This window comes from Neorhizobium lilium (genome assembly GCF_004053875.1).
GTDB classification, from domain to species: Bacteria; Pseudomonadota; Alphaproteobacteria; order Rhizobiales; family Rhizobiaceae; genus Neorhizobium; species Neorhizobium lilii.
On sequence record NZ_SBIP01000003.1, the window covers coordinates 843,690 to 869,980 of the forward strand.

Sequence of the window (26,291 nt, forward strand, 5' to 3'; positions counted from 1 at the left end):
GCTATGATCACTTGCCAAGCTTTGGTCGAAGCCTTGCCAATCCCGAATTGCAGCCGCTGGCCCTTTTGCGAGCATTCCCTTCCCGTTCAAGCTGTTCTAATAAATGGGGGCGCGCTTTCGCCCTGGAGCCAGTTCCACCCGATGACCGTCCGCTTCGTCCGGCCTGTTTCCCACTCGGCTCATGCCGGCCACAAGCTTGCCGTCTCCAGCCTGCTGCTGGCTTTGATCGCGGGCCTGGCGCACCGCTTCGGTCCCCTGACGGAGCCTGATCTTCTGGCGCTGCTGTTCCTGTCCGCGGCCATCGCCGCCGCATCGGTGCTTCTTTCGGTGGTCGGGCTGTTGCGGTTTTGGCAGGTGGGCGCGGAAGGCGGCATGGCGGCTGCCAAGGGACTTCTTTACGCGGCGATACCGCTCTGCACCGTCGGCTTTGGCCTCGTCTCCTATTTCACCCTGCCGCCGCTTTACGATGTGTCCACCGATATCGCCGATCCCCCCGCCTTCGTGGCGGAACCGCATGCCGGCCAGCAATGGCTGCCGCGTCCTTCCACGATGACCTCGGCAGATCGTCGTGCCCAGCTGGCGGCCTATCCGGCACTGACGGGCCGGCGCTATGAGGGCGCCCTCGACCGGGTGTATCAGGGTGTGCAAAAGGCAGCGGCCTCCGCTCGCATCGCCATCACCCGGAGGGAGGGCATGTCGCTGGTGGCGCCGGATATTTCTGCAAAGGCCGCGCCGCGTGACGAGCAGGCGCCCGTGCCGGATGTGGCGCCCATTCCCGTGCCACGGCCGGAACCCTTGCTGACGCCGGCCTCCGGCTCCCCCGGCGACGTTCTCCTCCAGGGCGAAACGCGCACGCTTATTCTCGGCTTGAAGTTCGACGTGGTCATCCGCCTGCGCGAGGACGCCGAGACCACGTCGGTCGATATGCGCGTCCAGTCCCGCTACGGCCCGCACGATTTGGGTATGGGCGCGGCGATAGCGGAAGATTTCCTAACCCGGCTGGATGCCGAATTGCTGGGACTTGCCGGCGGCTGAGATTACAAGGTTTTAGACCGGCTGGTATTCGCCAGACAGCGAAGGCGGTCCCTCGGTCAAGACCTGGCCTTTTTCCACCAGATCTTCCAGATGGGCGAGCACGGAGAGGGCGGCCGCCCCATGCAGCCGCGGGTCCGTCTTCGCATAGATCGCCCGCACCATGTCGGGGATCAGCCGGTCGCCCGCCCGGATACGTTCCAGCACCGCGCGTTCGCGCATGCGCCGGTGGGTGCGCAGGCCCCGCAGGAAGGAGGCAGGCTCCCGAACCGGTCCGCCATGACCGGGAAAGAAGATCCGGTCGTCGCGCGCCAGCAGCCGATCGACCGACCGCATGAAATCGGCCATGGAACCGTCCGGCGGCGCCACGATCGTGGTCGCCCAGGCCATCACGTGATCGGCCGAAAACAGGATGCCGGTTCCCTCCAGTGCAAAAGCCATGTGGTTGGCCGTGTGCCCGGGTGTATGGACGGCCGACAGCGTCCAGCCGTCGCCTTCGATGGCCGCGCCGTCGGCAATCGCCATGTCGGGCACGAAATCCATATCGGCGCTTTCGGCAAAGGGATTGATCTCGCCGGCATGGAGAAGGCGGGCCGGACGGTGCGGCCCTTCGGCGACGGTCAACGCGCCGGTTTCGGCTTTGAGGCGGCGGGCGAGGGGGGAATGGTCGCGGTGGGTGTGGCTGACGAAGATATGGCTGACTTGGCGTTGCCCAAGTGCCGCCATCAGCGCCTCGAAATGGGCGGCATCGTCCGGTCCTGGATCGATGACCGCCACCGTCTGCCCGGGGCCGACGATATAGCTGTTGGTGCCGTGAAAGGTGAAGGGCGAGGAGTTGTTCGCGGTCAGCCGCTGTATGCCGGGTGCAACCGGAACGGGCATGTCATGCGCGGGAGCGAATTCGAGATCGAAGTCTATATCTTCGGCCATGGTTTATGCCCTCCAGCCGGGCTGGCATGTGACGGGCGCCGCTTGTCGCTGCCGCCCGTCCATCGATTGCTGCGAAAGGCAGCCGATCGCGAAAGCGACCTACTTGGCCGGGGCCAGCAGTTCCTCGCAATAGCTTGCGCCATTGGCGCCGGGCCGGTCGCCGACGAGCGTGATGTCGCGGATCACATAATCCTGGCCGACGGTGATCTTGGCAGAGCAGCTGACGCTGGCGCTTTTGCCGTTCTGCAGCTTGATGCGGCTATAGCCCCCACGCCAGTTGTAGACAGTGGTGGAACCATTTTCCGTGTCGCTGAGCGGCGGGCTGTATTTCGCAAAGAACTCGCCGGCGGAACGGCCGACCCAGCGCTGGGAAATCGGGTTTTGTGCCACGCTCACCGTGGTGCAGGCCGAAAGGGCAAGGGTGAGAATGGCAGTCGTTGCGATGACGCGGCGCTTCATTGTCTTGACGGATCCTTGTGTCGCTTGGGGGCGCCTCTGAGGGCGCCGGGGGAGGATTAAGGTGATGGGCTCGGATTAGCAGGTTTCGCAAGCCTTCCGCGAGGCTGCACCGGTTCCCACGTCGGAATTTTACCGAGCGCCGCTTTTTTGCCACGCCTGGGAGCCCGGGATTTCCGTCATGCCACGCACCTTATCCTGCGCCGCAAATTTTTGATGAGGCCGCTTGTGGAACGTAAAATGCTGTTCTATAGAGGCGCCACTGGTCACGGAGTGTAGCGCAGTCTGGTAGCGCACCACGTTCGGGACGTGGGGGTCGGAGGTTCGAATCCTCTCACTCCGACCAGCCGGACCTCCCGAAAATCCCCCAAGCCTTTGATTAAATGTCTGTTTTTACTGGCGTCAGCGTCAGTTCCCGCGTTGCGCAAGCAGGCTTTCGATGATCCGTGCAGTGCCGTTGGCACCATCGAGCGAAAGCGCCTCGGCCTTGCCCGGCCGCAGCTGCAACGCCCGCCGTGCAGCGGCCGCGATGGTCTCCCCTGAAATCTCCGTTTCCGCCACCACCTCGGCAACTCCAAGAGCGCTGAGCTTTTGCGCCCGCACCGTCTGCTCGGTTTCCCCGCCGGCGGCAAACGGCACCAGCACAGGGCGACACCCGGCGCGCAACAGGTCGCAGACCGTGTTGTATCCCGCCTGCGAGATCGACAGCTCGGCGCCTGCCAGAAGCGAGGGCAGGTCCGGCCGAAACCGCACCACAGCGACATTTTCGGGGGCCACCGCACTTAGGCTCTCGAATTCCGCCATGGGAAGATTGGGGCCGGTGATGACGCACCATTTGCGCCTGTCGCCCAGGATCTTCTGCGCCTCGAGCGCCGCCCTGATCAGCCCGGCACCCACGGCACCGCCGCCTGCCGACACGATCACGTCGAAACGATCGGCAGAGGGGGCCGGCTCCTCTGGCGCCACCAGCCCTGTATAGTAGATCTTGTCGGCAAATTCCGCGGCGCGGGGAAAAGTCTCCTCCAGCCGCACGAACCGCTCGTCGCCATGCACGAGAATGCCGTCGAAATAGTCGTTGACCAGCAATATGGTTTCCTCGTCGCGGCCCGCCTTGCGGTTTTCCTGCAGGATGTCGCGCACGGAAGCGAGCAGGAGCGGCTTGGGCTCTACCTGCCGCACCGCCTCGATGAGCGGCATCAGCTCGAAGCGCATCTGCCGGCGGCCGAACGGGAAGGCCTCGATGATGACCACATCCGGCGCCGCGTTCCGGAAGGCATCGAGCAGCATCGCCGTCCGCCGTTCCTCGAAAGCCCGGTCGATCGGATTGCCGTCCGCATCGGCCAGCGCCGAGAAGCCGCTATTGGAAGCCAGAACCGCCGGAAGCTGAACCTGGGTAATGCCCTTGGGAGGAAAACCCTGCACGGTGCTGCCGCCGGTCACGAGCGTCACCTCCATGCCGGCCTTCTGCAGTGCCTGTGCAATCCGGCTGGCGCGCACCAGATGGCCGATGCCGAGCAGGTGCTGCACGTAGAAGAAGACGCGGCGCGGGCGGTCGATCATCGGCTGGAACCTGTTGCATCCGCATCCGCACTCTGCCAGCTGGCGGAAAACAGCCGTTCAAGGTCGTGGATACTGCTATGATGGTCGAAATCCCGGCGCACCTTATCCTCGGCAGCCTGGCCAAGCCTGCGCCGCAGAAGCGGCTCGCGGATGGCGCGGGCCAGCGCCACGGCCAGCGCCGGGGCATTGTCCGGCGCCACCAGCAGCCCGTTCTCCTCCGTGGTGAAGAGTTCGGTAATGCCGGAAATATGGGTCGAGATGACCGGCAGCGCCTGGCTGGATGCTTCCACCAGTACATTTGGCAGCCCGTCGCGGTCGCCGTCGGCGGTAATGCGGCAGGCGAGCGCGAAGAGGTCGCTGTCGCGGTAATGCTGCAAAATGTCCCGCTGGTCGAGCGCGCCCTTCCAGGTGATGCGGCTTTCGATACCAAGCTCGGACGCCATCGTCTTCAGCCGGAGCAGTTCGTCTCCGCCGCCCACATGGGTGAAGCGCCAGGCAAGATCCGCCGGCAAGAGCGCCAGTGCGCTCAGCAGCACGTCGTAACCCTTTTTCTTCACGGCGCGTCCGACGCTGAGAAGCCGCACCGGATCGGCCGGATCGCTGCCGTCGCGCGGCGGGCGCACGCCGGGGTCATGCGGGAAGCGGTCCAGATCGAGGCCGTGATAGCTCAAATGCACATTGGGCTGGCCTGCCAGCGCCCGCAGCCGCTCGAACCCGGTCTGGGTGCAGGTCACTGCCCATTGCGCGTGCGAAAGCTTGGCCTGCAGATCCCAGGCCTTCGAGGTCCAGATATCCTTGGCATGCGCGGAGACCGTCCAGGGAATGCCGCCGATCAGGCTTGCATAGCGGGCGACCGAGGCGGGCGTATGGATGAAGTGGACATGCAGCCAGCCGGCTGTCTGCGGCCATTCCGCCACCAGCACGGCGGCCTGCCCGAAGCGCCGGAAGCGGTTGCGGTTGAAATCCCTGGGCAGATCGCCGAGGAAGGCCTTTGCGGCACGCCAGAAGCCGGGCTTTGCGGAAGCCTTCACCAGCCCGCGCAACACCCGCAGCGGTTCCTCGTGCAGATATTCGGGCAGGTAGTGCACGGGCGCCTTGATCTCGTCATGCACCGGATGCCGCTTCTTGTCGGTCGGCCGGCGCATCGCCACGAGAACGAGGTCGAACCCCGCCCGCTCCAGGCCGAGCAGTTCCTGCGCGATGAAGGTTTCCGACAGGCGCGGATAACCCTTCAGCAGCACGACCATGGTTTTCTTCGTCATTCGCCAAGGCTATCCTTGCGCCACCGAAAGATGAAGACCCTTGTGCTTCAGCCAGTCTTCGACGATTTCGGCGATGTGAACCAGACCTTCCAGATGCATGCCGGGCGCGCTGACGGAAGGCGGGTCCCGTTTCAGCAGATCCTTGATCGCTTGGGAGAACTTGGCGCTGTCGCATGACTCTTCGGCGCCCAGCATGCTGACGAGACCCAGTTCCTCCGCGCGGCTGGCGCGGATCAGCTGTTCCTCGCGCGGCTGGGTGCGGGGCACGATCAGCGCCGGCTTGTCGAAGGACAGGATCTCGCAATAGGTGTTGTAGCCGCCCATGGCGATCACTGCCTTGGCGCCGGCGATCCGGTCTTCCATGCGGTTGTCGAATTCCAGCACTTCCAGATGCGGGTGGCCCTTGCAGGCTTCGGCAAAGGCGGCGCGCTGTTCTGCCGGCATATAGGGGCCGAGCACGATCACCGCCTTGTAGGTCAGCTCCGGATCGGCAGCATAGGCGGCGATCACGTCGCGGACCAGATCGGCCCCATCGCCGCCGCCGCCGGTGGTCACCAGCAGATACTCGTCTTCCGGACGGGTCTCCTGCCGGTTGATCGAGGCCTTGCGCTGCAGGAAGCCGACGAACTTCATCTTGGAACGAACCGAAGTCGGCACGTCCATCTCGCTCAGCGGATCGTAGAAATCCGGTGGTCCATAGACCCAGATGTCGTCATAAAGCTGTCCGATCTTGCGGAGAACGTCGTTGCGCTGCCACTCGGCTTCGAGAAGATGCGGCGCATCCATCACGTCGCGCAGGCCCAGCACGCAGGTGGTGCCGCGTGTCTTGAGATAGACCAGCGTCTCCTCGACCTCGCCGCGCAGTCCGAGCGGCTCCTTGTCGATGATGAAGATATCCGGGTCGAAGCTCTCCGCCGTATGGCGGATGATCGACTGGCGCATCTTCATGGTCTCGTGCAGGTCCATGTGCTTGTCGATGGAGGTGTATTCGCCGTTGCGCAGCTTGATGACACTCGGGATCTTCACGAAGTCCACACGCGTCCGGTAATCGAAAGCGCCGGCAATCGTGGCGCCCGAGATGATCAGCACCTGTAGCCCGCGATAATTCTCGACCAGCGAATGGGCGATCGTGCGACAGCGGCGCAGATGTCCAAGCCCGAACGTATCATGGCTGTACATCAGGATTCGCGCATTTCGGAGGTGTTTCGCCATGTCCTATTTCCTCCTGAAATCTACGGCGTGTTGCATGGGATCGGTGGCGGGCAACATGCTTCAGGTCCTTGGTTGACACATGGCGACACCGCGAAACGGAAGGCACTGTTCCGCGACATGCTTGAATGCCGAACGAGTTTCTTCGTGCGGTCCGAGATCATTTATACGGATCAGCTGCATCTCTAAGACCATCGCCAAGGAAATTGAAAGCGAGAATGACGAAAATAACGGGCACGACCGGCAGAAGAAGCCAGGGATAGAGCGCCAGAATGCTGACGCTGCGCGCTTCCGTCAACAGCACGCCCCAGCTGGTGATCGGCGGGCGCAAGCCAAGGCCCAGGAAGCTGAGCGTCGTTTCGCCGAGAATCATGCCGGGAATGGTCAGCGTCGCGCTGGCGATCAGATGCGACATGAAGCCCGGCACCAGATGCCGCCCGATGATGCGCGCGCTGCCGGCGCCCATCAGCTGTGCCGCAAGCACATAGTCCTCCTCGCGCAGCGAAAGCAGCTTCGATCGGACCGCCCGCGCCAGCCCCGTCCAGTCGAGCAGGCCGAGAATGAAGGTTATCCCGAGATAGATCAGCAGCGGGCTCCAGTCGGCCGGCATGATGGCGGCCAGCGCCAGCCAGAGCGGTATGCTCGGGATCGATTGCAGCACTTCGATGACGCGCTGCACGACGAGGTCGAACCAGCCGCCCCAATAGCCGGCAATCCCGCCGATTACGATACCGAGGATGAAGCTGGTCGCGACGCCCAAAAGCCCGATGGTGAGTGAGATGCGGGCACCGTAGAGGATGCGCGAAAACACGTCGCGGCCGAGGCGGTCGGTGCCGAAGAGGTAGAACTGTCCCTTTTCGGCTGGGCAGACGACATGGAAATTCCCTTCGAACATGCCCCAGAACCTGTAGCTTTCGCCCTGGCAGAAGAAGCGCAGCTTCTGGACGTCGGTCGTATCGTCCGTATAGACGCGCCGCAGGTTGACCATGTCGATCGTCATCTTGCGTCCATAGACGAATGGCCCGACGAACTCGCCGTCGTTGAACAGATGCACGCTCTGGGGCGGTGAGTAGATGAAGTCCACGTTGCGGGAATGCACCTTGTAGGGAGCAAGCACCTCGACCACGATGATCATCAGATAGGCGATCGCCAGCAGCACGCCGGAGATCAGCGCCAGCCTGTGCTTGCTGAAACGCATCCAGACCATGCGCAGCTGCGAGGCCTCGTTGATGGTCGAGCCGCCCTCGGCTGCCTTTTCAAGCGCGTAGGGGTCGAAATGCCCCTGATGGACGTAGTGCGGGAGATCCGCATCTGTGTGGGGCGTTGCTGTCACCGGGTTCTCCCGCCGCGCAGTCTGATCCGCGGATCGAACAGGGCCAGTGCGATGTCGGAAATCAGCACGCCCACCACCGTCAGGAAGCTGAGGAACATCAGGAAGGAGCCCGCGAGATACATGTCCTGGCTCTGCAGCGCGCGGATCAGCATCGGGCCGGTCGTTTCCAGCGAAAGCACCACGGCGGTGATTTCGGCCCCGGAAATCACCGCAGGGAGAATAGAGCCGATGTCCGAGATGAAGAAGTTGAGCGCCATGCGCAGCGGATATTTGACGAGCACGCGGAAGGGGTGAAGCCCCTTGGCCCGCGCCGTCATCACATATTGCTTGTTGAGTTCGTCCAGCAGATTGGCGCGCAGCCGCCGCACCATGCCGGCCGTCCCAGCGGTTCCGATGATGAGGACCGGGATCCAGATATGTTCGAGGATGGAGATGAACTTCGCATGGCTCATCGGCTCGGACAGGTATTGCTGGTCCATCAGATGGCCGATGGACGTACCGAACCAGATATTGGCGAAATACATCAGGATCAGCGCGAAGATGAAATTAGGCACCGCAAGCCCGATCAGGCCGAGCAGCGTCAGCCCGTAATCGCCCCAGCTATACTGGTGGGTGGCGGAATAGACGCCGATCGGGAAGGCGAGCAGCCAGGTCACGATGATCGTGACCGTCGATACCAGAATGGTCAGCCAGACGCGGTCGCCGACCACGTCGGTCACCGGCATGCGGTATTCGAAGGAGTAGCCGAAATCGCCGTGCAGCATGCCGCCCACCCAGTTCAGGTAGCGGATCGGCTCCGGCTGGTCGAAGCCGTAGCGAGCCCGCAGATCCTCGATCTCCTGCAGGTCGGCCTTTTCGCCGATCGCTTTCAGCTGCTCTACATAGCTCTCGAAATAGTCGCCGGGCGGCAGTTCGATGATCGTGAAGATCAGCATCGAGATCAGCACGAGGGTCGGGATCATCACCATGATGCGCCACAGGATATAGCGGATCATATCACGCTCCTCCCTCGTACCAGAACGTATCGGGCAGGTAGACGCCGAGATAGGATGTCGGGTCGAAGCCGTAGAGCGCCTCGGCCGGGATGTTCTTCAGGCGCCGGGAATGAACTACCGGCTGCAACGTTGAATTGACGATGCCGATGGTGAAGACCTGGTCGGTGTAGAGCGACAGCATCTTGTGCCAGATTTCGGCGCGCTGTGCCGTGTCCAGCGCGTTGCGCCAGTCTTTCATGAAGGCGAGAAGCTGCTGGGCCTCGGCCAGATCCGGCGGGTGCCCGTCGTGACCGACAGAGAGGGAATGCAGGCCCCAGAGCGGCCACTGCATCTGGTCGTCGCTGGTCGGTGCAAGCTCCTTGGGCGACATGTCGGGCGTCGGCACACCGTTGTCCAGCCCGGCCGATACGGACATGATCGTATCGCCGCTCTTCACCCGCCGACGCAAAAGCTCCCGCTGTGCCACATGCACGAAGATCTTGATGCCGATCTGCCGCCAATGGTCGGCAAGTAGCTCCAGCACGTCCGTCTCGAAACTGTATTCGCCGGTAATCTCCACGATGATGGTGGCCGGGCGACCGTCCGGCAGCCGCCGCAGGCCGGTCTCCTCATCGACAGGCAGCCCCGCTTCGTCGAGCAGCGCATTGGCGCGGTCGGGTTCGAAGCCGGCCCAGGCGTCGCGATAGTCCGGCTTGAACAGCGGGCTTTCCGGCAGGACCGAATTGGCGCTTTCCTTCGCCAGACCGTAGAACACGGCCTTGTTGATCTCGGCCCGGTTGATGGCAAGCGACAGCGCCCGCCGCACCCGCACGTCCTGGAACAGCTTGCGCCACACCTCGTCCTTGCAGTTGAGATTGGGCATCAGCGCCATGCGCGACCCCTGCGTCCGCTTCCACAGGTTGACCGTGATCGGATAGCGCTGCTCGGCATTCTTCAGATAGGTGTAGTCGGCGAAATCCAGATTGGTCATCTGGAGATCGCTCTCGCCGGTTCCCGTCTTGGCGGAAATCAGCTCGGCGGAACTCACGCCCAGCACGATCCGGTCCACATAGGGAAGCTGCCGGCCCTGTTCGTCCACGCGGTGGTAATAGGGGTTGCGCTCGAAGATGAACTGCTCGGCCGGAGGCTGCGTCCGGTTGCGCCAGGCATCCAGCGTCGGCAGGTCCGGGTTTTCCGGGCGCACCGTCCGCGACTGGGTCTGGTGCAGCGCCGCCCAGTCCTGAACCCGGTACTTGGCAATGTACTGGTCCAGCAGTGCCTTGGTCTGGTACTTGGCGTGGAACTGCTTGAGATAGGCCGACGGAAACATCAGCCGCGTCGGCGAAGGGGAGGCCTGGTCGGCGAGGAAGTCCGGATTGGGTTCGTCCCAGCTGTAACGGACGGTCAGCGCGTCGATCACCTCGAAGCGCGGCGCCTTGCCGTTGATCAGCAGCGTTGCCGGCGGCCCGCCGCGCGCCAGATCCTTGACGTGGAAAACGTCCTCCCAGACATAGCGGAAATCCTCGGTCGTGAACGGGCTGCCGTCCGACCAGCGATGTCCCTCGCGCAGGTGGAAGGTGAACACCCGCTCGTTATCCACCTCGAAAGCCTCGAGAATATCCGGCTCCACCGTCAGGTGGCGGTTATACCCGATCAGCCGGCTATAGGAGAAGATCGGCATGTAGCGAATGTCGCGCTGTCCGCCGATCAGCATCCGGAACGTGCCGCCGTGACGCCCGGGTTCCAGCCCCATCTCTGACAGCTTGAGGACACGCGGCACCTTGGGCAGCCGTTCGTCCACGGGCGGCAGTGGCGCCGTCGGCGAAATCGTATTGACGAAGTCGGACTGGCTGTAGGCTGCAAAGGAAGGACGGGCGACAAGCGTTCCCGCCATCAGTGCAAGGACATGCCGGCGCGAGATCATGGCACCAGCTCCCGCGCATCCACATTGCGGCGGGCGAGCACCATGTGCCCATTGCCCAGATCCACATGGGCGAGGTCGCCCGCAGCGCTGTCGTCCAGGAACTGCTTGCCCCATATCTTGCGTGCCGAGACGCTGGAAACGCCAGCCGTGTTGAAGTCGATCTTGTGGTCGAGGCTCGGCAGCGGCACGGCCGCCAGCAGCTTCTTCGTATAGGGGTGAACCGGCTGGCGCATGATGGTTTCGCAGGGTCCCATTTCCACGATACGGCCGGCATACATCACGGCCACCCGGTCCGCCATGTAGTTGACGACCGCAAGGTTGTGGGAAATGAACAGGTAGGTGAGGCCCAACTCGTCCTTCAGGTCCTTCATCAGGTTGAGGATCTGCGCCTGGATGGACACGTCGAGCGCCGAAACCGGCTCGTCGAGGATCAGCATGTCGGGACCGAGCGCGAGCGCGCGGGCAATGCCGATGCGCTGGCGCTGTCCGCCGGAAAAGCTGTGCGGATAGCGGACCAGCGTATTGTCGGGCAGGCCGACCGCGTGGATGAGCTTGCGGATCGCCGCGTTGCGCTTGGCGCGGTCGCCGCGACCGTGAATGTCGAGCGGTTCGCGCACGATGCCGCGCACCGTCATGCGTGGCGAAAGCGACGATACCGGGTCCTGGAAGACCATCTGGATGCGGGTGCGCAATTCCTGCAGGCCGTTGCCACGGACACCCAGCACGTCGATCGCGCCGTTCTCGCCGTAGTAATTCACTTCGCCCTGGTCCGCTTTCAGGCCGCGCATCAGGATCTTGCTGAGCGTGGTCTTGCCGCAGCCGCTTTCGCCGACAAGACCCAGCGTCTCGCCACGCTTGATGTCGAAGCTGACATCGTTGACCGCGATCGTGCGCGGCGCCGGTCGAAAGCCGAAGCCGCCGGAACGCTTGGACGCGAAGGATTTCGTCACATGCCGCACCGAGAGAAGCACCTCGGGCATCGCGGCCAGCGACTTGCGCTTGTCCATCAGGCCGCTGGCATCCACCTGGATTTCCCGCAGCGGCTTCAGCCGTTCGCTGCGCGGCCGGTCGAAATCCGGAACCGCCGCCATCAGCCCTTTCGTATAGGGATGCTGCGCATCGCGGAAAATGTCCGATGCCGTGCCGGCTTCCATCACCTCGCCGCGATACATGACGACCACTTCGTCCGCCATGCTGGCCACGACGCCGAGATCATGAGTGATCAGCAGCATGGCCATGCCGAGCTGCGACTGGAGCTGTTGCAGAAGCTTGAGGATCTGTGCCTGGATCGTTACGTCGAGCGCGGTCGTCGGCTCGTCCGCGATCAGCAGCGCCGGCCGACAGATCAGTGCCATGGCGATCATCGCCCGCTGCCGCATGCCGCCCGAAAGCTCGAACGGATACATGTCGAACACTTTCTGCGGATGCTCGAAGCCCACGAGCTGCAGCATTTCCTCGCTGCGCTCCCGCCGTTCGGCCGTGGAAAGCCCGGTATGGATCCGCAGCGTCTCCTCGATCTGGTTGCCGACCGTGTGCAGCGGCGAAAACGAGGTCATCGGCTCCTGGAAGATCATGCCGATCCGCCCGCCACGAATGGCGCGGATCGTCCGCCCGTCGCGGGGCAGCGCGATCAGATCGACGCTTTCGCTGGAGACGGGATCGTTGAAGATCGCCTTGCCGCTGATCTGCGCGGCCTTGGTCTCGATGCCCATCACCGCCCGGCCGAGGGCCGATTTGCCGGATCCGGATTCGCCGACAAGGGCCGTTACCTTGCCCGGCCTCAGCCGCATGCTGAAATCCTTGACCGCGTGGATGGAGCTGCCCCACACCGGGAAGGACACATTCAGTCCTTCGATGCGCAGCAGTTCTGGACGCTCATTCATACGCAGTCATTCCGGCTCTTCGGTGGGGAGAAGTTAAGCGAAAACGTCAACAGGATCATACCGTAGCTCAGGCTTTTGCACCTGTCCATGAAGAACGATAGCCCAGATCAGGCGCCTGGACGCGATGTATATTAGGACCAATCGACATTCAGGTTTCGGGCGTGGCGCGAGCGGATTTTGTTTCTGAACAGGAGGGAAGGCCGCAGTGGAGCCTTTCCTCCACAAGGCCTTTCCGACGTCTTCAGAGACAAAATCCGCCGCGTCCCGCAGGGATATGGTGAAAATCGCCCATTTCCGCGTCGCGAACCCTCGATGGATATAGGATCCACCATCGGTTTCGCTCCTCGAACTGAACGATTTTCTCTCATACCACGCTCCAAATCCTGAATGTCAATTGGTCCTCAAGTTCATTGCAGGCGAATGACAATTACTGTTTACACTGGCCTTGTACGGATCGACTGCCAAGCAGCAGGAAGGGCGATGTCTTGAAATCGAGTGGACAGATCAGGGCGGCATACCGGGAACGTCTCGTTGCGGCACGCGCCATGATCGAGGCGGGGAGGCTGGGCGAGGCGCGGGAGGCGCTGGATGCCTTGAAGGGGGACGGCACGCTGATGGCAGGCGACATGCTGGGCCAGAAGACGGTGCTTGGCCTGCCGCGCCGTCTGCATTCCGCTTATCTGAAGCTTGCCAAGGCAGAGGGCGATCCGGTCGCGCGCATCGGCCTGCAACACGGCCTCGTGCCAGATCCCGCCTTGCTGGAAGCGTTCGCCCGGTTCGACCTCGGCGAAACGCGGCGGATGACGGAGCTCGGCCGTACGGCCGTGCCGCGTGTCCTGCACCAGATATGGCTGGGCGGCCTCGGGCTGCCTTCATCGACGGCGCGCTGGGCCGAGCACGCGCACAAGACCGGCTTCGAATACCGGTTGTGGCGGGAGGCGGATCTGGAGGCGCTTGGCGTCACGGAGCATCCGGCCTATCGGCAGATGCTGGACGAGGGGGATTATCCCGGCGCGGTCGATGTGGCGCGCTATGTCGTGCTGCATACGCTGGGCGGCATCTATATCGACTGCGACTGGTATCCGGCTCGTGACGATCTGGGCTTTGCCGATCTCCTGCCGCTTGTCGGCCTGACCGCGCTTGCGGAAGACACGCCCCGGGAAACCGGGCGCGGCTCGCTGCTCTTCACCAATTCGCTGCTTGCCGCGCCGGCCGGGCATCCGGTTTTCGCGCGGCTGCTGGATGTCATGCCGGAGGTTATGGCCGTGCTTCCCGGCGCGCCCGCATGGTGGTCCACCGGCCCGCTGGTCCTGACCGTGCTGTTCCGCAGCACAAGCGTCTGTGTTCCCGATGCCGACCTTGTTGCCGCTAACCTGCCGCGCCGCGCCCCCTTCGGCGAAGTCGAAGCTGCCTGCGCAACTGCGGTCGCAGAGGGTCACGGCCTGCTCATTGGCTGGAAATCCTGGTAACCTCGTTCAGAGATCGAGCGCTTCCCTGGCGCTGATCCAGGTGCAGGCCGGATGATCTGCCGTCGCCTCGAACAACTCTTCCAGGAAGCGCCAGGCATTTTCGTCATGCACCAGGTGATGAGTGAGAATGCCGATCGCCACTGGCCGCTCGGGCGCCTCAAGCAGTTCCGCCAGATCCCGGAAAAGCTCTGCCGGATCGCGCCCGCCTCGGATGCCGTGCCAGTTCATGATATCGACATGGGTGTTGAGAAGGGGCAGCGCGCCCGGCTGCTCCGCCCCAAAAACGGAAAGCGCGCGGAAGCCAAGCGAAGGCAGGGCCTCCACCACTGAAGGCGCGATGCGGTTCCACGGCGGCACCAGCATGGGAATGAATTGCTGCGGATAGAGGCCTGAGAGCTTGTCGAACCCTTTCGCCAGCTCCTGCAGGGTTTCATCAAGCGGCCGGTGCGAGCCCAGTTCCTGCTTCTTCTCGCGCGGACCCGCATGATTTGCATGCGACCAGCCATGCACAGCGACCAAAACGTCGTCGCCCCCTCGAAGAGCCTCGGCAAGGGCGGCTCCCGTACCTTCAGGGATGATCGCCAGCGTCAGCGGCACGTCATGGATAGCCGTCAGCGCGAGAAGGCGTTCGAGCGCTGGCGTCGGCTCGACGGCATCGTCGTCCCGCAGCCAGAACCGAACCCCATGACCGGATGCCTGCAGTCGCTCCAGCGTCTGTTTCAACATGTCGAGGCTCATTCCGTTTGTCCTTCGCAGGCTCTGACAACGATGTCGTTGAGCTGCCCGGCGATAATGCCAATCGCTCGCTCTTCGGTCACGAAACGGCGAGCGCCGGCTGCAAGCCGCGTCCGCGTTTGGTCATCCCGCAGAAGGGAGGCGATCGCACTCGCATAGGCTTTGGCGTCTCCCGGCGGCGTCAGTATGCCGCTACGGCCATCGGCAACCGCTTCCGGCACGCCGGCGACCGCCTCGGCCACGACCGGCACGCCCGCCGCCTGCGCCTCCAGATAGGCGAGCCCATAGGCCTCCCCATGTCCGGGCCAGAGATACAGCGCCGCCGTCGCCAGCAGATCGGCGATCTCTGCCCGATCCTTCTGGCCATGCCAGACGACGCGGTTTGCCAGCTCGCCTGCAAACAGCCGTTCGATCTGCTCCCGCGCCGGTCCATCCCCGACGATGCCGAGCGTCCAGGGAAGATCGAGGATAAGGCGCAGCGCTGCGGCCAGCGCCTCGTAGCTGCTCAGCTTGTCGCCCGGCCGCATCATCGCCACCGTCATCAGGTGGTTTGCCTCCGGCTCCGGCGACCGCACCAGATAAGGCTGCGGATCGATGAACGGGGCCAGGCGAACGAGACGGGCATCGGGTGCGGCCTGCGCGAGGCCGGCCCGGTCGCGTTCCGTGAAACAGATATTGGCAGCCGCCAGCCGCCCGCCGTCCAGCACTCGCTCCTGCGCTTGCGCCCAACAGCCGACGTTGCGGCGCCCCGAATAGGAGGTCTCTGCGGTCATGTAAGGAATGTCGAAACGGCGGCAGAGGGCAGGGCCGAGCAGGTCCGGCGCCTTGTAATAGGGGTGGTAGGAGACCCACAGGTCCGGTGTGCCGGATGCTGCCCAAAGCCCGGAAATGCGGCCGATTTCCTGCTCAGCTTCACGGTCTCTCGCTTCGGTGGCGCTGTCCGCCGAGGGCAGGAAGGAACGCAGCTCGGAGACGACTGTGACCTTATGCCCGGCAAGCGTGAGCGCCGCCATCAGCTGGCGGGCCATCAGCCGGTCGCCGGAGGGAACGGGATGATGCGGCGATTTGAGCGGCGCATAAAAGGCGATGTTCATGGCCCCGATAAGCCCAAGCGGCAGCGATCTGGCAAGGCCCGCGCTTTCGAAAATCTGTCGGGCGTACCAATTTTTCGCGCCTGCCGCGGCATCGAGCCCGTTTGCGCACGTCTTGACAGAGCCTGTCATTCGTCTCACCTGAGGGCCGTCATACAGGCAGGCAGCGGAGTTATTCCCTTTTGAGCATGCAACAGGAAAAGGCGGCGGCGCTTCTCGCTGCCATCGGCGCGAAACAGGCCCGCATCGGCGTAATCGGGCTTGGCTATGTCGGCCTGCCGCTCGCCATGACGGCGTCACGCGCCGGCTTCACCGTGCTTGGCTTCGATATCGACCCGGACAAGATGACCGCCATCGATGCCGGCCGCAGCTATATCGACGCGGTGCCGGATGCCGTGCTCGCTTCCGAGCGCGAAGCCGGGCGCTTCTCCGCCACCACCGACTTCATGAGGCTCGGCGAATGCGACGTCATCGCCATCTGCGTGCCGACCCCGCTGACCCGTCATCGCGAGCCGGATCTTTCCTATGTCAGCGGCACATGTCGCCAGATCCTCGGCACGCTGCGGCACGGCCAGCTCATCGTGCTGGAATCCACCACCTATCCCGGTACGACGGAAGAGGTGATGAAGCCGATCCTCGAAGAGAGCGGCCTTGTTGCGGGGACTGATTTCTTCCTGGGCTACTCCCCAGAACGTGAAGATCCCGGCAATCGCGATTTCGAAACCTCTACCATCCCCAAGATCGTCGCAGGCGACGGGGAGGCGGCTGCCGCCTTGGTCGCGGCCTTCTACGGCGCGGTGGTGAAGACCGTCGTGCCCGTCTCCAGCACCCGGACGGCCGAGGCCGTGAAGCTGACCGAGAATGTGTTTCGCGCCGTCAATATCGCGCTCGTCAACGAACTGAAGCTCGTCTACGAGCGGATGGGCATCGACATCTGGGAGGTCGTTAACGCCGCCAAGACCAAGCCATTCGGCTACATGCCCTTCTATCCTGGCCCCGGCCTCGGGGGCCATTGCATCCCGATCGATCCCTTTTACCTCACTTGGAAGTCGCGGGAATACGACCAGCCGACCCGCTTTATCGAGCTTGCCGGCGAAATCAACACGGCCATGCCGCGCTATGTGGTGGACCGGCTGGCGGAAGCGCTGGATCGGTCACTCGGCAAGGCGCTTAGCCGCTCGCGCATCCTGATCCTCGGTCTCGCCTACAAGAAGAACGTGCCCGACATCCGTGAAAGCCCCTCGCTGCGGCTGATGGAGCTGCTGATCGAGCGTGGCGCGGATGTGGCCTACCACGATCCCCATATCGCCGAAGTGCCGCGCACCCGCGAATACGGCCACCTCAAGGGTCGCAAATCCGTGCCCTTCACGGCCGAGGAACTGGCGGGCTTCGATGCGGCAATCGTCGCGACCGATCACGACCAGGTCGATTACCAGCGCGTGGCAGAGCTCATTCCTCTCGTGGTCGATACGAGGAACACATTCGGCTCCCGGGGCATTGCCTCCGCCAATATCGTCAAGGCCTGAGCGGCCGATAGCAAGACAAGGAAAAGCGTCTCTCATGAGCAGACTAGACAGTTTCATCAGCCGCATGACGGCCCAGCGCGACATTCTGAACCACGTCGAAGGCACGCTCGGTCTGCCGACGGAAGGCGACATCTTCGAGGTGGGGCTGGGCAATGGACGCACCTACAGCCATTTGCGGCAGCTTTTTCCCGATCGCCGCATCATCGCCTTCGACCGTTACATGGGCGCGCATAAGACCGAAGCTCCTGAGCCGGAGGATGTGGTGCTTGGCGAGATCAAGGAAACCGGCCAGGATTATATCGGGAAGGACGCCGCCCTGGTCCATGCGGATATCGGCCAAGGCTACCCGGAAAAGGATGCCGTGACGCTCACCTGGCTGCCGCAGATGGTGGCGGGCATGCTGGCTCAAGGTGCCTATGCGGTCAGCGGCCTGCCGCTCATCCATCCGGAGCTTGAAGAGCTGCCGCGCCTGCCGTCCGTGGAAGAGGGCCGCTACTTTTATTACCGGAAGAGATAGTCGGCTGGATCACGGCGGGGTGAAGTGATTCGCCCCGTTTCGGCCATAGTCCCACTGCAACGAGACATTCGCTGCGACGCACCATTCAAGGGCGCGAACAGCATTACTCGGCTCCAGTGGAGCCGAGTTGAAGACGAAGTGATGATTAGATAGCAGGCTGATCGATGCGGTTGCTGCCGTTGAAACGTGAACCGCGTAAGTTCTCAGCCAGCGTCCGGCTGATCTCCATGTTGATGCGCGGATTGTCGGCAATGACCTTGAAGAACGTATCCTTGGCAATGCGCAGTGCCTCAACCTCCGTCTTCGCACGTGCGGTAACCGCCTGCAAAGAATTGGAGATCAAGCACATCTCACCAATGATTGAATTGCAGGATGCCTCGCCGATCTTTATGTCTTCACCGGAAGTGTTGGTGAACAATTCGGCAATGCCGCTCAGGATCACATAAGCCGCTTCAGCGCTGTCACCCTGGCAAAACAGTTCCTGCCCCGGCTCGAAGCAGACCCGGTCGGATGTAAAGGCAAGCAGCTTCAGTTTGCAGGGATCGACCCGGCAAAAATATGGGACCTTGCGTAGCAACTGCACTTCGTCGTTCAGCAACATGGTTTGCACCATCTGGTCTTTGTGGTGGCAAATAATTATGCCACCAACGTTCGAAATATACCACTCTTCATGTCAAGAGTCTCGTAGGAACCGTCTTCCACCACTGAGCCTCTGTCGAATACGATAACACGGTGAAACATTCGTGACAGGGATGTGTTCGACAAAACCCACACCACTGAGGGATTATTATCCTGCTCCTGCAGGAATTGAAGCACGTTCTTTACAATCTCTTCCTGGACCCGTCGGTCGAGCCCCGGAAGCGGCTTATTGAAGATGTAATAGTTCGATCTGCGAATTAAAGCCCTTGCTAAACTAAGTTTGTGTCTTTGTACCAGGGTCAGCCGTCGACCGCTGGCGCCCACGTCGTAAGAAAGGCCTAGATCGATGAAGCTGTCGTAGAGGCCCATCTCGCGTGTCAGGCGCGCCGCGATCTTGCGGATCTTGACCGGCGCATCGGGGCTGCGATGGGTCAGCTTGCCGAACAGGATGTTTTCGCGCAGCGTCGCCGCGCCCATGTAGCGGTGAGGGTCGTAGCGCTCTATCCGGTCGCGCAGCGCTGCCGGCAAATTGGTGTAGAAGAGGTCGCGGGCGGCGACGATCTGGTCCATGATGTCTTTGCTCAGCACGCCGAAGCGGTAACGCGGCTCGATATAATAGAGGCTGAGCTTGACGATGGCCTTCCGCTCGTTTTCGCTGACGGCAAGGCCTGGCTTGCGGCGGCGTTTCTGCATGAACTGCTGGTAGAAGCCGATGTCATCGACCGTAATGTGTTCCATCTGCTGGAAGAGCGGGTGCTCCGGCGGCAGACCGGCGAAGATTTCCACCACGTTCTCGGCGATCGTCAAACCCATATTGTACAGGAGCTCGAACAGGTTTGCGGTCTTCAGGACCTCGAAGACATATTCGCCCTCGGCCACTTCCGCATCGAAGGCCGTCGTCTGCCGGCTCGCGGCAAAGAGCAGGTTTTCACGAACGGTCGCTTCCTTGTTGTAGGTGCTGAAATCGAAATGCGCGACGATGCCGCCGATGCCGGCCTTGTCGAGCTCCTCGCGCAAGGCGAACCGCATCTGCACGACGCGCTCGGTCAGAACAGGGTTTTCCTTCGGATCGACGAAGGAATGGAGGGCAAGCTCCATGACGTCGGGTGTCAGCTGCACCGCGTCCAAGGCCCCGGTGATCGACCGTGCCAGATCGTCCGGCCCGCCCGTGGAGACGGAGGTGGAGCGGATGTCGATCCAGTCCGCATCCGGGTGATGGATGGAATTGCCCGCGCGTTCCGCTTCCTCGATCTCCCAGCGACGGGCCGTTGCATCGTCCGCATTCTCCGGTTCGGGGGTGGAAGGTGCATGCTTCAGCCCATAGAGCAGATTGTCCTTCAGGGTGCCGTGGAAGAAATAGCTGTCGGACGAGGCATAGGTGATCTGCCGTCCCGTCACCGCCTCCGGCAGCTCCAGCAGCTCGGTCTCGCCCAGCATAACCCTGCCGGATGTCGGCCAGACGGCCCGACCGAAGGCCTCAGCGACTGACTCGGCGCCGATCCCTGCATTGTCGACCATGGCGACTGTTTCGCCGATGTCGATCTTCAGCGTCACGTTCTCGGCCACATGCGCACCGCTCCCGTCCGAAATGGTCAAGTTCAGGGTGGAAAGTGGGTGCGGTATGTGATCCGGCATCTTCAGCGAAAGCGTCTGCAGCGCCGGATCGAGCAGTTGGCCGGGTTCGAACTGTTCGCGCACCTGTTCGTATTTCACCTGCACGTCCTGGCGGGCCTGGTCCCAGTCGATCAGTTCCTTGAGCGGCCCCGGCAGATCCTTGTAGGCATTGATGACCGCTACCAGCTGGCCGACATCGAGCGTTCCGCGCAGTGCGAAATAGCCGCCGATCGAGTAGAACAGGAAGGGTGTCAGCTGGGACAGGAAGTTATTGACGAATTTGACGAGGAATTTCCAGTAGTAGAGGTCGTAGCGGATCCTGTAGATCTGCCCGAGCCGATACGAAATGTCGGCGCGCTCGTAGTTCGTCGTGTCATAGGCATGGATCGTGTCGATACCGTCGACGATCTCGCCTACCTTGCCGGCTAGATGCCGAGCCGTGATCTGCCGCTGGCGGCCAAGATCGATCAGCCGCCGACGCATCTTCGGGATGATGCCGATCTGTATTCCCACCATCAGCCCAGCGATGAGACCTAGCCACAGATTCTGCAGGATGATGAAGAACAGTGCCGCCATGGCTTGCCCGCCAAGCAGTGCCGGCTGCACGAAGGCATCGCCGGTAAAGCCGCCGAAGGGCTCGACCTCGTCCTTGACCATGCTGGAAACTTCCGCCGCGCGCACCTGGCGCATGGTGGTTGGCGGAAACCGCAGCAGTCGGTCCACAAGCTCATAGCGGATGCGCCGCAGCAGGCGCTCGCCAAGCTTGCCCTTGAAATTGTTGATGTAGAATTTGAACAGCCCGTTGATGATGACGAGCAGCAGGAAGACGGCGCTCAGCGCCATCAGCATTTCCAGGCGGGTAAGATCGAAGCCGTCGAAGCTGATCGACCACTGCACGACGGGGATCGTGTAGGAGAAGTCGAGAAAGGCCTTGGTGGCGCCTGGCGTTTCGAATCCGCCCCCTTGGATAGGCCCGTTGATGATCTGCTTCGGCAGGTCGAAGGCCATGAAATAGGGGATCATCGAAAGCAGCACGATGCCCAGAATAAAGATCTGATGGGGACGCGTGTGGTTCCAGATATAACGGAGTAGGTTTTTTTCCATCAGCAAATCTTCGTCCGGGGCGGCGACAGATAAGCCGTCAGCCGGAAGGTTAAGGGGAACATGATATAGGCCATTGCTTGAGTCATGCAAATCCGTCCGAGCACCAGCCATTTATCTTAGTATTCACTGATATTGTAGCTGCCCATGGATGCGGGGATGAACTGCCTGAGCAAAACTTATGGAGCGCGCGGAAAAAGCTTCCTAAACCCCTTCGTACCTTGCCAGCCAGGGGTTTTGAGTGCGGCTGATACGACCACGCAAATGTGATTGCGTTTTCCGCAAGCCGGTCTTCCACCCACAGTTTTGTTGAAGGACGCGCTTGGCGTGAATCACGCACCCTTTACACTGCATCCGGGTCAGGGAGCCGAATACTATGCCGCACCGGCGCATCGGAATGCAGAGAGTAACATTGCTGGATGTGGCCTCTGCCTTGGGAGTAAGCTCCATCACGGTGTCCAGGGCGTTGCGCGAACCGGAGAAAGTGTCGTCCACCCTGCGCGACCGTATTCTCCGGCAGGTGGAGGATATGGGCTACGTGCCCGATCTAGCCGCACGCGCACTGGCCAGCCGCCACAACGGCATCATCGGCGTGCTGACGCCGGCGCTGACCGACCTCGCCTTCATAGGCATCATGGCCGGCATCGAGGAAAGGGTGCGGTCGTCCGACCTGCGCATTCAATATGCCAATTCCCACTACGATTCGGATATGGAATTCCGCCAGCTCCAGCTTTTCCTGTCGCAGCATCCGGCCGGCATCGTGCTGACCAGCCTGCAGAAGGAGCAGCGGGTCGTCGATCTTTTGAGTGGAGTTCCTTGTCCCGTGGTGCAGATCGTCGATATCGAACTGGTGACCGTTGGCATTTCACTTGGCATCAGTCACCGGGAAGCTTCCGCCACGGCCGTGCGCCACCTTCTTGAATGCGGATACAGCCGCGTCGGCATGATCGCGGGACGGCGCAGCCTGCGCTCCCAGCGACGCCATGAAGGCTATATCATGGTCATGCAGGAGGCTGGAGGCTACGACCCTGCACTGGTCGAGACGGAGGCTTCCGTCAACAGCGTCGAGCTTGGCTGCCGGCTGTTGCGCCAATTGCTTCAGCGAGTGCCGGATCTCGATGCGGTCTTCTGCGAGAATGACGATCTTGCGCTCGGCGTCCTTTTCGAGTGTCGGCGGCTCGGAATTCGGGTGCCGGAGGATTTCGGCATTTGCGGCTTTAACGATCTCGACTTCGCTGCCTGTAGCGAGCCGGGACTGACCACAGTGCACGTGCCACGCTTCGAGCTCGGCTACCGTGCCGCCGAGCTGCTGATCCGGGCCGTCGCGAACGGCGGCAAACGCAACCATGTGGAGCACATGCCTTTCGAGCTGATCCAGCGCGGCTCCACACGCCGCGTTCAGTAGCAGCCCATGAAGCATTCCAAGCGGCCATTCATCCAGACAATGCCGGCGTGCGAACTCTTTCGCCGCCCTGCGGCCTTGACCGAAAACTCAGGAAGCGTATTGCCCAGCCTCCTTATCGAAGGGAGGCTTCCTTGAAAGCGCTGGCTGCATTCTCTGCCATGGTTGGCAGAACATTCGCTCTTTGGGTCATTCTGTTTGCCGTGCTCGGCTATCTTCTGCCGGACGTGTTCAAGCAGATCGGCCCCTACATCGTCACCCTGCTTGGCATCATCATGTTCGGCATGGGTCTCACCATTTCCGTGGACGACTTCCGCGAGCTTGCCAGGCGACCCTATGAGGTGGCGATCGGCGTCGTGGCGCATTTCGTCATCATGCCCTTGCTCGCCGTTCTCCTGACCCGGATCATTCCCATGCCGCCGGAAGTCGCCGCAGGCGTCATCCTCGTCGGCTGCTGCCCGGGCGGCACGTCGAGCAATGTGATGACTTACCTTGCCAAGGGCGACGTGGCTCTGTCGGTCGCCTGCACGTCCGTCACCACGCTTGCTGCGCCCATCGTCACGCCCTTCCTGGTCTGGATGTTCGCCAGCCAGTATCTGCCGGTCAACGCCTGGGCCATGTTCCTGTCGATCCTGCAGGTGATCATCGTGCCGCTGGCGCTGGGCTTCATCGTCCAGAAACTGCTGCCGGGCGTCGTGCGCAAAACGCTGCCGATCCTGCCGCTCGTCAGCGTCGTCGGCATCGTCCTGATCGTCGCGGCGGTGGTCGGCGCATCCAAGGGGGCAATCGCCCAATCGGGCCTGCTGATTTTCGCCGTCGTCGTCCTGCACAATGGCCTGGGCTATCTGCTCGGCTTCTTTGCGGCCAAGGCCCTCGGTCTCAACCTCTACAAGCGCAAGGCTTTGGCGATCGAGGTCGGCATGCAGAATTCCGGTCTTGGCGCTGCACTCGCCACCGCTTATTTCTCCCCGATCGCCGCTGTGCCGAGCGCCATCTTCAGCGTCTGGCACAATATTTCCGGCGCGCTCCTTGCCAACTATTTCTCGGGTCGCACGGACGGGGAAGAGCCGGTCAGGACTGTCATACGTTGATAATCAACGGGGGCATTCGGCCCCCGTTTTCAACGTCCGTCACATGGCATCAGATGTCGCTTGCCGCGTCGGAAAAGAACTCGACGGCCTGGGCGGCGGTCACGCGGCGGATCTCCGTCTCGTTGCGACGCTTGAGGAAGATGTCCGTCGCCATCAACTGCTCCGCAAGGTCGGCCGGCAGCGAAAGGATGACCCGTTCGCCGTCCCGATGAATCTCGATGCCGCCGAAATCCTCGCGCTTGGCGGTGATCATCCCGCCTGCAACCGTGTTCAGCGTGTCCGGATCGATCAGGATGAAGGCGCCGGTGGAGCGGTTCTGCTCGTAGGTGTCGAAGATCGCCTGCTCCTGAAAGGAGAGCCGAACCTTGCCGATCGCGTTCATGGCAAGCGTCGAGGCGTGCGGCAGCCAGTTTCCCGTCGAGAGCTCCAACTGCGACACCGGCTCGATCATCACCCGCTGCCGCCGCGTACCGCTTTTCAGCCAATAGCGCTTGCCGGGCTCGATGCCGCCCGGCTGAAGCGCCACGAGATGCCCGTCGAAGTGAAGGCCTGTCATCGGCTGGACGTCGATCGAGACGATCATGTCGCCGCGCGACACGTCCACCTGGCGGTCGAGTACCAGGGTAACGGCATCGCCCGCGACGGCGGCATTGCGCACCAAATCGAAGGTCACGATCTGCTTCACATTGGCGACCGTGCCCGAGGGCAGGATGGCGACCGAATCGCCGGGTCTGACTGCGCCGCCAGAAACAGTGCCCTGGTAGCCGCGGAAGCTTTCGCCCGGGCGCGACACGCGCTGGACCGGCAGACGGAACCCGCCCGCCTGGGCCGAGCGCACCGTGGCAAGCTCCAGCGCCTCGACAAGCGTCGGCCCGTCATACCAGGGCATGGCGCCGTTGCCGGCGGGAAAGACGACATTTTCGCCCTTCAGCGCCGACATGGGAATGGCGGTGATCTGGCGAATACCGAGCCCTTGCGCAAACTGCCGGAAATCATGGCTGATCTGCTCGAAGATTGCCTTGTCGTAACCAACCAGGTCGATCTTGTTGACGGCCAGCACAAACTGCCGGATGCCCATTAGCGCCGCTATCGTGGCGTGGCGGCGGGTCTGTTCCAAAAGCCCCACCCGCGCATCGGCCAAGAGCACGGCAAGATCTGCAGTCGAGGCGCCGGTCGCCATGTTGCGCGTGTATTGCTCGTGGCCGGGCGTATCCGCCACGATGAAGGAGCGGCGGTCTGTCGCGAAATAGCGATAGGCGACGTCGATCGTGATGCCCTGCTCCCGCTCGGCCTGCAGGCCGTCGAGCAGCAGCGCGAAATCGGGCAGGCCGAGATCGTTCTGGCCACCGCTATCGCGCGCAAGGGTCACCGCCTGATCTTCCTTGACCGCCTTGGTGTCCCAAAGCAGCCGGCCGATCAGCGTGGACTTTCCGTCGTCCACGGAGCCGCAGGTGATGAGCCGCAACGGTCGCATATCCCGCGCTCCGGCCTTGGCCAACGATTCGGCGAAGGGAAGAATGGTCGCGCCGGTGGATGCGGCGATCGTGCTTGCAGGAGCCGTCATCAGAAATACCCCTCGCGCTTCTTCTTTTCCATCGAGCCGGACTGGTCGCGGTCGATGGCGCGGCCCTGGCGTTCGGACACTGTGGCGATCTCCAGTTCGGCGATCACCTCTTCCAGTGTCGTCGCCGAGGAGCGGATTGCGCCCGTCAGCGGGAAGCAGCCAAGCGTGCGGAACCGGATCATCCCGTGCTGCACCTCTTCGCCGGGCAGAAGCTCCAGCCGGGGGTCCTCGGCCAGGATCATCATGCCGTCGCGCTCCACATAAGGGCGTTCTGCCGCGTAGTAGAGCGGCACGAGCGGGATGTCTTCCGCCTGGATATAGCGCCAGATATCCACCTCGGTCCAATTGGAGAGCGGGAAGGCGCGGACGCTCTCGCCCTTTTTGATCATGCCGTTATAGATATTCCAAAGTTCCGGCCGTTGGTTGCGCGGGTCCCATTTATGGTCCGGCGTGCGGAACGAGTAGATCCGCTCCTTGGCGCGAGAAGCTTCTTCGTCACGTCGCGCACCGCCGAAGGCGGCATCATAGCCGCCGGCGTCCAGCGCCTGACGCAACGCCTCGGTCTTCATGATGTCGGTATAGATCGAGGAACCGTGGGTGAAGGGCGTGATGTTTTCGGCCTTGCCTCGCGGATTGCTATGCACGACGAGGTCCAGATCGTATTTCTCCGCGATCTCGTTGCGGAACTCGATCATCTCGCGGAACTTCCACGTCGTGTCCACATGCAGGAGCGGGAAGGGCACGCGACCTGGGAAGAAGGCCTTGCGCGCCAGATGCAGCAGCACGGACGAATCCTTGCCGATGGAATACAGCATCACCGGGTTTTCGAACTCGGCGGCCACTTCGCGGAAAATGTGGATGGCTTCGTTTTCGAGGGCCTTCAGGTGGGGATCGAGCGGCGGTCTGGAAACGGGTGGATTTTTGACTTCCGTTTCCTGGGCAGACAATGGCATTGCGGTCTCCGGTACGTCTAAAATCA

At 62.4% G+C, this 26,291-nt stretch carries 21 protein-coding genes and 1 tRNA gene; 7 read left to right on the forward strand and 15 right to left on the reverse strand.

Annotation, left to right across the window (positions count from 1 at the left end):
* Nucleotides 1–141: 141 nt before the first annotated feature.
* Complete coding sequence (locus tag EPK99_RS16570; protein ID WP_128444165.1) at nucleotides 142–1,035, forward strand: DUF1499 domain-containing protein; 894 nt, start codon at nucleotides 142–144, stop codon at nucleotides 1,033–1,035.
* A 12-nt stretch (nucleotides 1,036–1,047) separates the two neighbouring features.
* Here the strand turns inward: EPK99_RS16570 and EPK99_RS16575 are convergent, their stop codons facing one another.
* The gene (locus EPK99_RS16575) at nucleotides 1,048–1,962 is read right to left on the reverse strand and encodes an MBL fold metallo-hydrolase (RefSeq protein WP_128444166.1); all 915 of its coding nucleotides are present in this window, start codon (nucleotides 1,960–1,962) and stop codon (nucleotides 1,048–1,050) included.
* A 99-nt stretch (nucleotides 1,963–2,061) separates the two neighbouring features.
* Nucleotides 2,062–2,421, reverse strand: a complete 360-nt coding sequence (locus EPK99_RS16580; protein ID WP_128444167.1) for a hypothetical protein — start codon at nucleotides 2,419–2,421, stop codon at nucleotides 2,062–2,064.
* A 266-nt stretch (nucleotides 2,422–2,687) separates the two neighbouring features.
* On the opposite strand from EPK99_RS16580, the gene EPK99_RS16585 reads away from it, so the two are divergent.
* Nucleotides 2,688–2,764 (forward strand) — tRNA-Pro (locus tag EPK99_RS16585).
* Nucleotides 2,765–2,826: 62 nt separating this feature from the next.
* Here the strand turns inward: EPK99_RS16585 and EPK99_RS16590 are convergent.
* The 7 genes from EPK99_RS16590 to EPK99_RS16620 all read right to left on the reverse strand — a co-directional run bounded on the left by EPK99_RS16590 (nucleotide 2,827) and on the right by EPK99_RS16620 (nucleotide 12,563).
* Nucleotides 2,827–3,978, reverse strand: coding sequence for a glycosyltransferase family protein (locus tag EPK99_RS16590; RefSeq protein WP_128444168.1), 1,152 nt, complete (start codon nucleotides 3,976–3,978; stop codon nucleotides 2,827–2,829).
* Complete coding sequence (locus tag EPK99_RS16595) at nucleotides 3,975–5,240, reverse strand: glycosyltransferase family 4 protein (RefSeq protein WP_128444169.1); 1,266 nt, start codon at nucleotides 5,238–5,240, stop codon at nucleotides 3,975–3,977. Before EPK99_RS16595 ends, EPK99_RS16590 begins: the two co-directional genes overlap by 4 nt.
* A 9-nt stretch (nucleotides 5,241–5,249) precedes the next feature.
* Nucleotides 5,250–6,452, reverse strand: a complete 1,203-nt coding sequence (locus EPK99_RS16600; RefSeq protein ID WP_128444170.1) for a glycosyltransferase family protein — start codon at nucleotides 6,450–6,452, stop codon at nucleotides 5,250–5,252.
* A 157-nt stretch (nucleotides 6,453–6,609) separates the two neighbouring features.
* Nucleotides 6,610–7,782 (reverse strand): ABC transporter permease, encoded by a 1,173-nt coding sequence (locus EPK99_RS16605; RefSeq protein WP_164901793.1) that lies wholly within the window; start codon nucleotides 7,780–7,782, stop codon nucleotides 6,610–6,612.
* Complete coding sequence (locus tag EPK99_RS16610; RefSeq protein ID WP_128444171.1) at nucleotides 7,779–8,777, reverse strand: ABC transporter permease; 999 nt, start codon at nucleotides 8,775–8,777, stop codon at nucleotides 7,779–7,781. Before EPK99_RS16610 ends, EPK99_RS16605 begins: the two co-directional genes overlap by 4 nt.
* 1 nt (nucleotide 8,778) lies before the next feature.
* Complete coding sequence (locus EPK99_RS16615; RefSeq protein WP_128444172.1) at nucleotides 8,779–10,680, reverse strand: ABC transporter substrate-binding protein; 1,902 nt, start codon at nucleotides 10,678–10,680, stop codon at nucleotides 8,779–8,781.
* Entirely contained in the window at nucleotides 10,677–12,563 is a 1,887-nt protein-coding gene (locus EPK99_RS16620) for a dipeptide ABC transporter ATP-binding protein (protein WP_128444173.1), read from the reverse strand. The genes EPK99_RS16615 and EPK99_RS16620 overlap by 4 nt, the downstream gene beginning before the upstream one ends.
* A 485-nt stretch (nucleotides 12,564–13,048) precedes the next feature.
* Between EPK99_RS16620 and EPK99_RS16625 the strand changes: the two genes are divergently transcribed.
* Nucleotides 13,049–14,032: a glycosyltransferase family 32 protein gene (locus tag EPK99_RS16625; RefSeq protein WP_245582446.1), complete on the forward strand. Its 984-nt coding sequence runs from the start codon at nucleotides 13,049–13,051 to the stop codon at nucleotides 14,030–14,032.
* Nucleotides 14,033–14,038: 6 nt separating this feature from the next.
* Here the strand turns inward: EPK99_RS16625 and EPK99_RS16630 are convergent, their stop codons facing one another.
* A complete protein-coding gene (locus EPK99_RS16630) occupies nucleotides 14,039–14,770 on the reverse strand; it encodes a polysaccharide deacetylase family protein (RefSeq protein WP_128444174.1) in 732 nt (243 codons plus the stop codon).
* Nucleotides 14,767–15,861, reverse strand: a complete 1,095-nt coding sequence (locus EPK99_RS16635) for a glycosyltransferase family 4 protein (RefSeq protein WP_128444267.1) — start codon at nucleotides 15,859–15,861, stop codon at nucleotides 14,767–14,769. The genes EPK99_RS16630 and EPK99_RS16635 overlap by 4 nt, the downstream gene beginning before the upstream one ends.
* A gap of 185 nt (nucleotides 15,862–16,046) precedes the next feature.
* Here EPK99_RS16635 and EPK99_RS16640 point away from each other — a divergent pair, with 185 nt between their 5' ends.
* Complete coding sequence (locus EPK99_RS16640; protein ID WP_128444268.1) at nucleotides 16,047–17,384, forward strand: nucleotide sugar dehydrogenase; 1,338 nt, start codon at nucleotides 16,047–16,049, stop codon at nucleotides 17,382–17,384.
* A 34-nt stretch (nucleotides 17,385–17,418) separates the two neighbouring features.
* Nucleotides 17,419–17,901 (forward strand): class I SAM-dependent methyltransferase, encoded by a 483-nt coding sequence (locus tag EPK99_RS16645; RefSeq protein WP_128444175.1) that lies wholly within the window; start codon nucleotides 17,419–17,421, stop codon nucleotides 17,899–17,901.
* Nucleotides 17,902–18,046: 145 nt separating this feature from the next.
* Here EPK99_RS16645 and EPK99_RS16650 read toward each other — a convergent pair whose 3' ends face one another.
* Nucleotides 18,047–18,502 carry a cyclic nucleotide-binding domain-containing protein gene (locus EPK99_RS16650; RefSeq protein WP_128444176.1) on the reverse strand — a complete coding sequence of 152 codons (456 nt, stop codon included), beginning with the start codon at nucleotides 18,500–18,502 and terminating at the stop codon, nucleotides 18,047–18,049.
* A gap of 35 nt (nucleotides 18,503–18,537) precedes the next feature.
* The gene (locus EPK99_RS16655) at nucleotides 18,538–21,258 is read right to left on the reverse strand and encodes an ABC transporter transmembrane domain-containing protein (protein ID WP_128444177.1); all 2,721 of its coding nucleotides are present in this window, start codon (nucleotides 21,256–21,258) and stop codon (nucleotides 18,538–18,540) included.
* Nucleotides 21,259–21,652: 394 nt separating this feature from the next.
* Between EPK99_RS16655 and EPK99_RS16660 the strand changes: the two genes are divergently transcribed.
* Together EPK99_RS16660 and EPK99_RS16665 are read left to right on the forward strand one after the other, a co-directional pair.
* Nucleotides 21,653–22,660 carry a LacI family DNA-binding transcriptional regulator gene (locus tag EPK99_RS16660; protein ID WP_245582447.1) on the forward strand — a complete coding sequence of 336 codons (1,008 nt, stop codon included), beginning with the start codon at nucleotides 21,653–21,655 and terminating at the stop codon, nucleotides 22,658–22,660.
* Between the two features lie 131 nt (nucleotides 22,661–22,791).
* Nucleotides 22,792–23,748, forward strand: a complete 957-nt coding sequence (locus EPK99_RS16665) for a bile acid:sodium symporter family protein (RefSeq protein WP_128444179.1) — start codon at nucleotides 22,792–22,794, stop codon at nucleotides 23,746–23,748.
* A 49-nt stretch (nucleotides 23,749–23,797) separates the two neighbouring features.
* On the opposite strand, the gene cysN is transcribed toward EPK99_RS16665, so the two are convergent.
* Both cysN and cysD read right to left on the reverse strand, forming a co-directional pair.
* Nucleotides 23,798–25,312, reverse strand: coding sequence for a sulfate adenylyltransferase subunit CysN (gene cysN, locus EPK99_RS16670; RefSeq protein ID WP_128444180.1), 1,515 nt, complete (start codon nucleotides 25,310–25,312; stop codon nucleotides 23,798–23,800).
* Nucleotides 25,312–26,265 (reverse strand): sulfate adenylyltransferase subunit CysD, encoded by a 954-nt coding sequence (gene cysD / locus EPK99_RS16675; RefSeq protein WP_128444181.1) that lies wholly within the window; start codon nucleotides 26,263–26,265, stop codon nucleotides 25,312–25,314. The genes cysN and cysD overlap by 1 nt, the downstream gene beginning before the upstream one ends.
* Between the last annotated feature and the right edge of the window lie 26 nt (nucleotides 26,266–26,291).

Coding starts and splice junctions, on each gene's coding strand:
- EPK99_RS16570 (WP_128444165.1), top strand. CDS start 142: ATGACCGTCCGCTTCGTCCGGCCTGTTTCCCACTCGGCTCATGCCGGC.
- EPK99_RS16575 (WP_128444166.1), bottom strand. CDS start 1,962: ATGGCCGAAGATATAGACTTCGATCTCGAATTCGCTCCCGCGCATGAC.
- EPK99_RS16580 (WP_128444167.1), bottom strand. CDS start 2,421: ATGAAGCGCCGCGTCATCGCAACGACTGCCATTCTCACCCTTGCCCTT.
- EPK99_RS16590 (WP_128444168.1), bottom strand. CDS start 3,978: ATGATCGACCGCCCGCGCCGCGTCTTCTTCTACGTGCAGCACCTGCTC.
- EPK99_RS16595 (WP_128444169.1), bottom strand. CDS start 5,240: ATGACGAAGAAAACCATGGTCGTGCTGCTGAAGGGTTATCCGCGCCTG.
- EPK99_RS16600 (WP_128444170.1), bottom strand. CDS start 6,452: ATGGCGAAACACCTCCGAAATGCGCGAATCCTGATGTACAGCCATGAT.
- EPK99_RS16610 (WP_128444171.1), bottom strand. CDS start 8,777: ATGATCCGCTATATCCTGTGGCGCATCATGGTGATGATCCCGACCCTC.
- EPK99_RS16615 (WP_128444172.1), bottom strand. CDS start 10,680: ATGATCTCGCGCCGGCATGTCCTTGCACTGATGGCGGGAACGCTTGTC.
- EPK99_RS16620 (WP_128444173.1), bottom strand. CDS start 12,563: ATGAATGAGCGTCCAGAACTGCTGCGCATCGAAGGACTGAATGTGTCC.
- EPK99_RS16630 (WP_128444174.1), bottom strand. CDS start 14,770: ATGAGCCTCGACATGTTGAAACAGACGCTGGAGCGACTGCAGGCATCC.
- EPK99_RS16635 (WP_128444267.1), bottom strand. CDS start 15,861: ATGAACATCGCCTTTTATGCGCCGCTCAAATCGCCGCATCATCCCGTT.
- EPK99_RS16640 (WP_128444268.1), top strand. CDS start 16,047: ATGCAACAGGAAAAGGCGGCGGCGCTTCTCGCTGCCATCGGCGCGAAA.
- EPK99_RS16645 (WP_128444175.1), top strand. CDS start 17,419: ATGAGCAGACTAGACAGTTTCATCAGCCGCATGACGGCCCAGCGCGAC.
- EPK99_RS16650 (WP_128444176.1), bottom strand. CDS start 18,502: ATGTTGCTGAACGACGAAGTGCAGTTGCTACGCAAGGTCCCATATTTT.
- EPK99_RS16655 (WP_128444177.1), bottom strand. CDS start 21,258: ATGGAAAAAAACCTACTCCGTTATATCTGGAACCACACGCGTCCCCAT.
- EPK99_RS16660 (WP_245582447.1), top strand. CDS start 21,653: ATGCAGAGAGTAACATTGCTGGATGTGGCCTCTGCCTTGGGAGTAAGC.
- cysN (WP_128444180.1), bottom strand. CDS start 25,312: ATGACGGCTCCTGCAAGCACGATCGCCGCATCCACCGGCGCGACCATT.
- cysD (WP_128444181.1), bottom strand. CDS start 26,265: ATGCCATTGTCTGCCCAGGAAACGGAAGTCAAAAATCCACCCGTTTCC.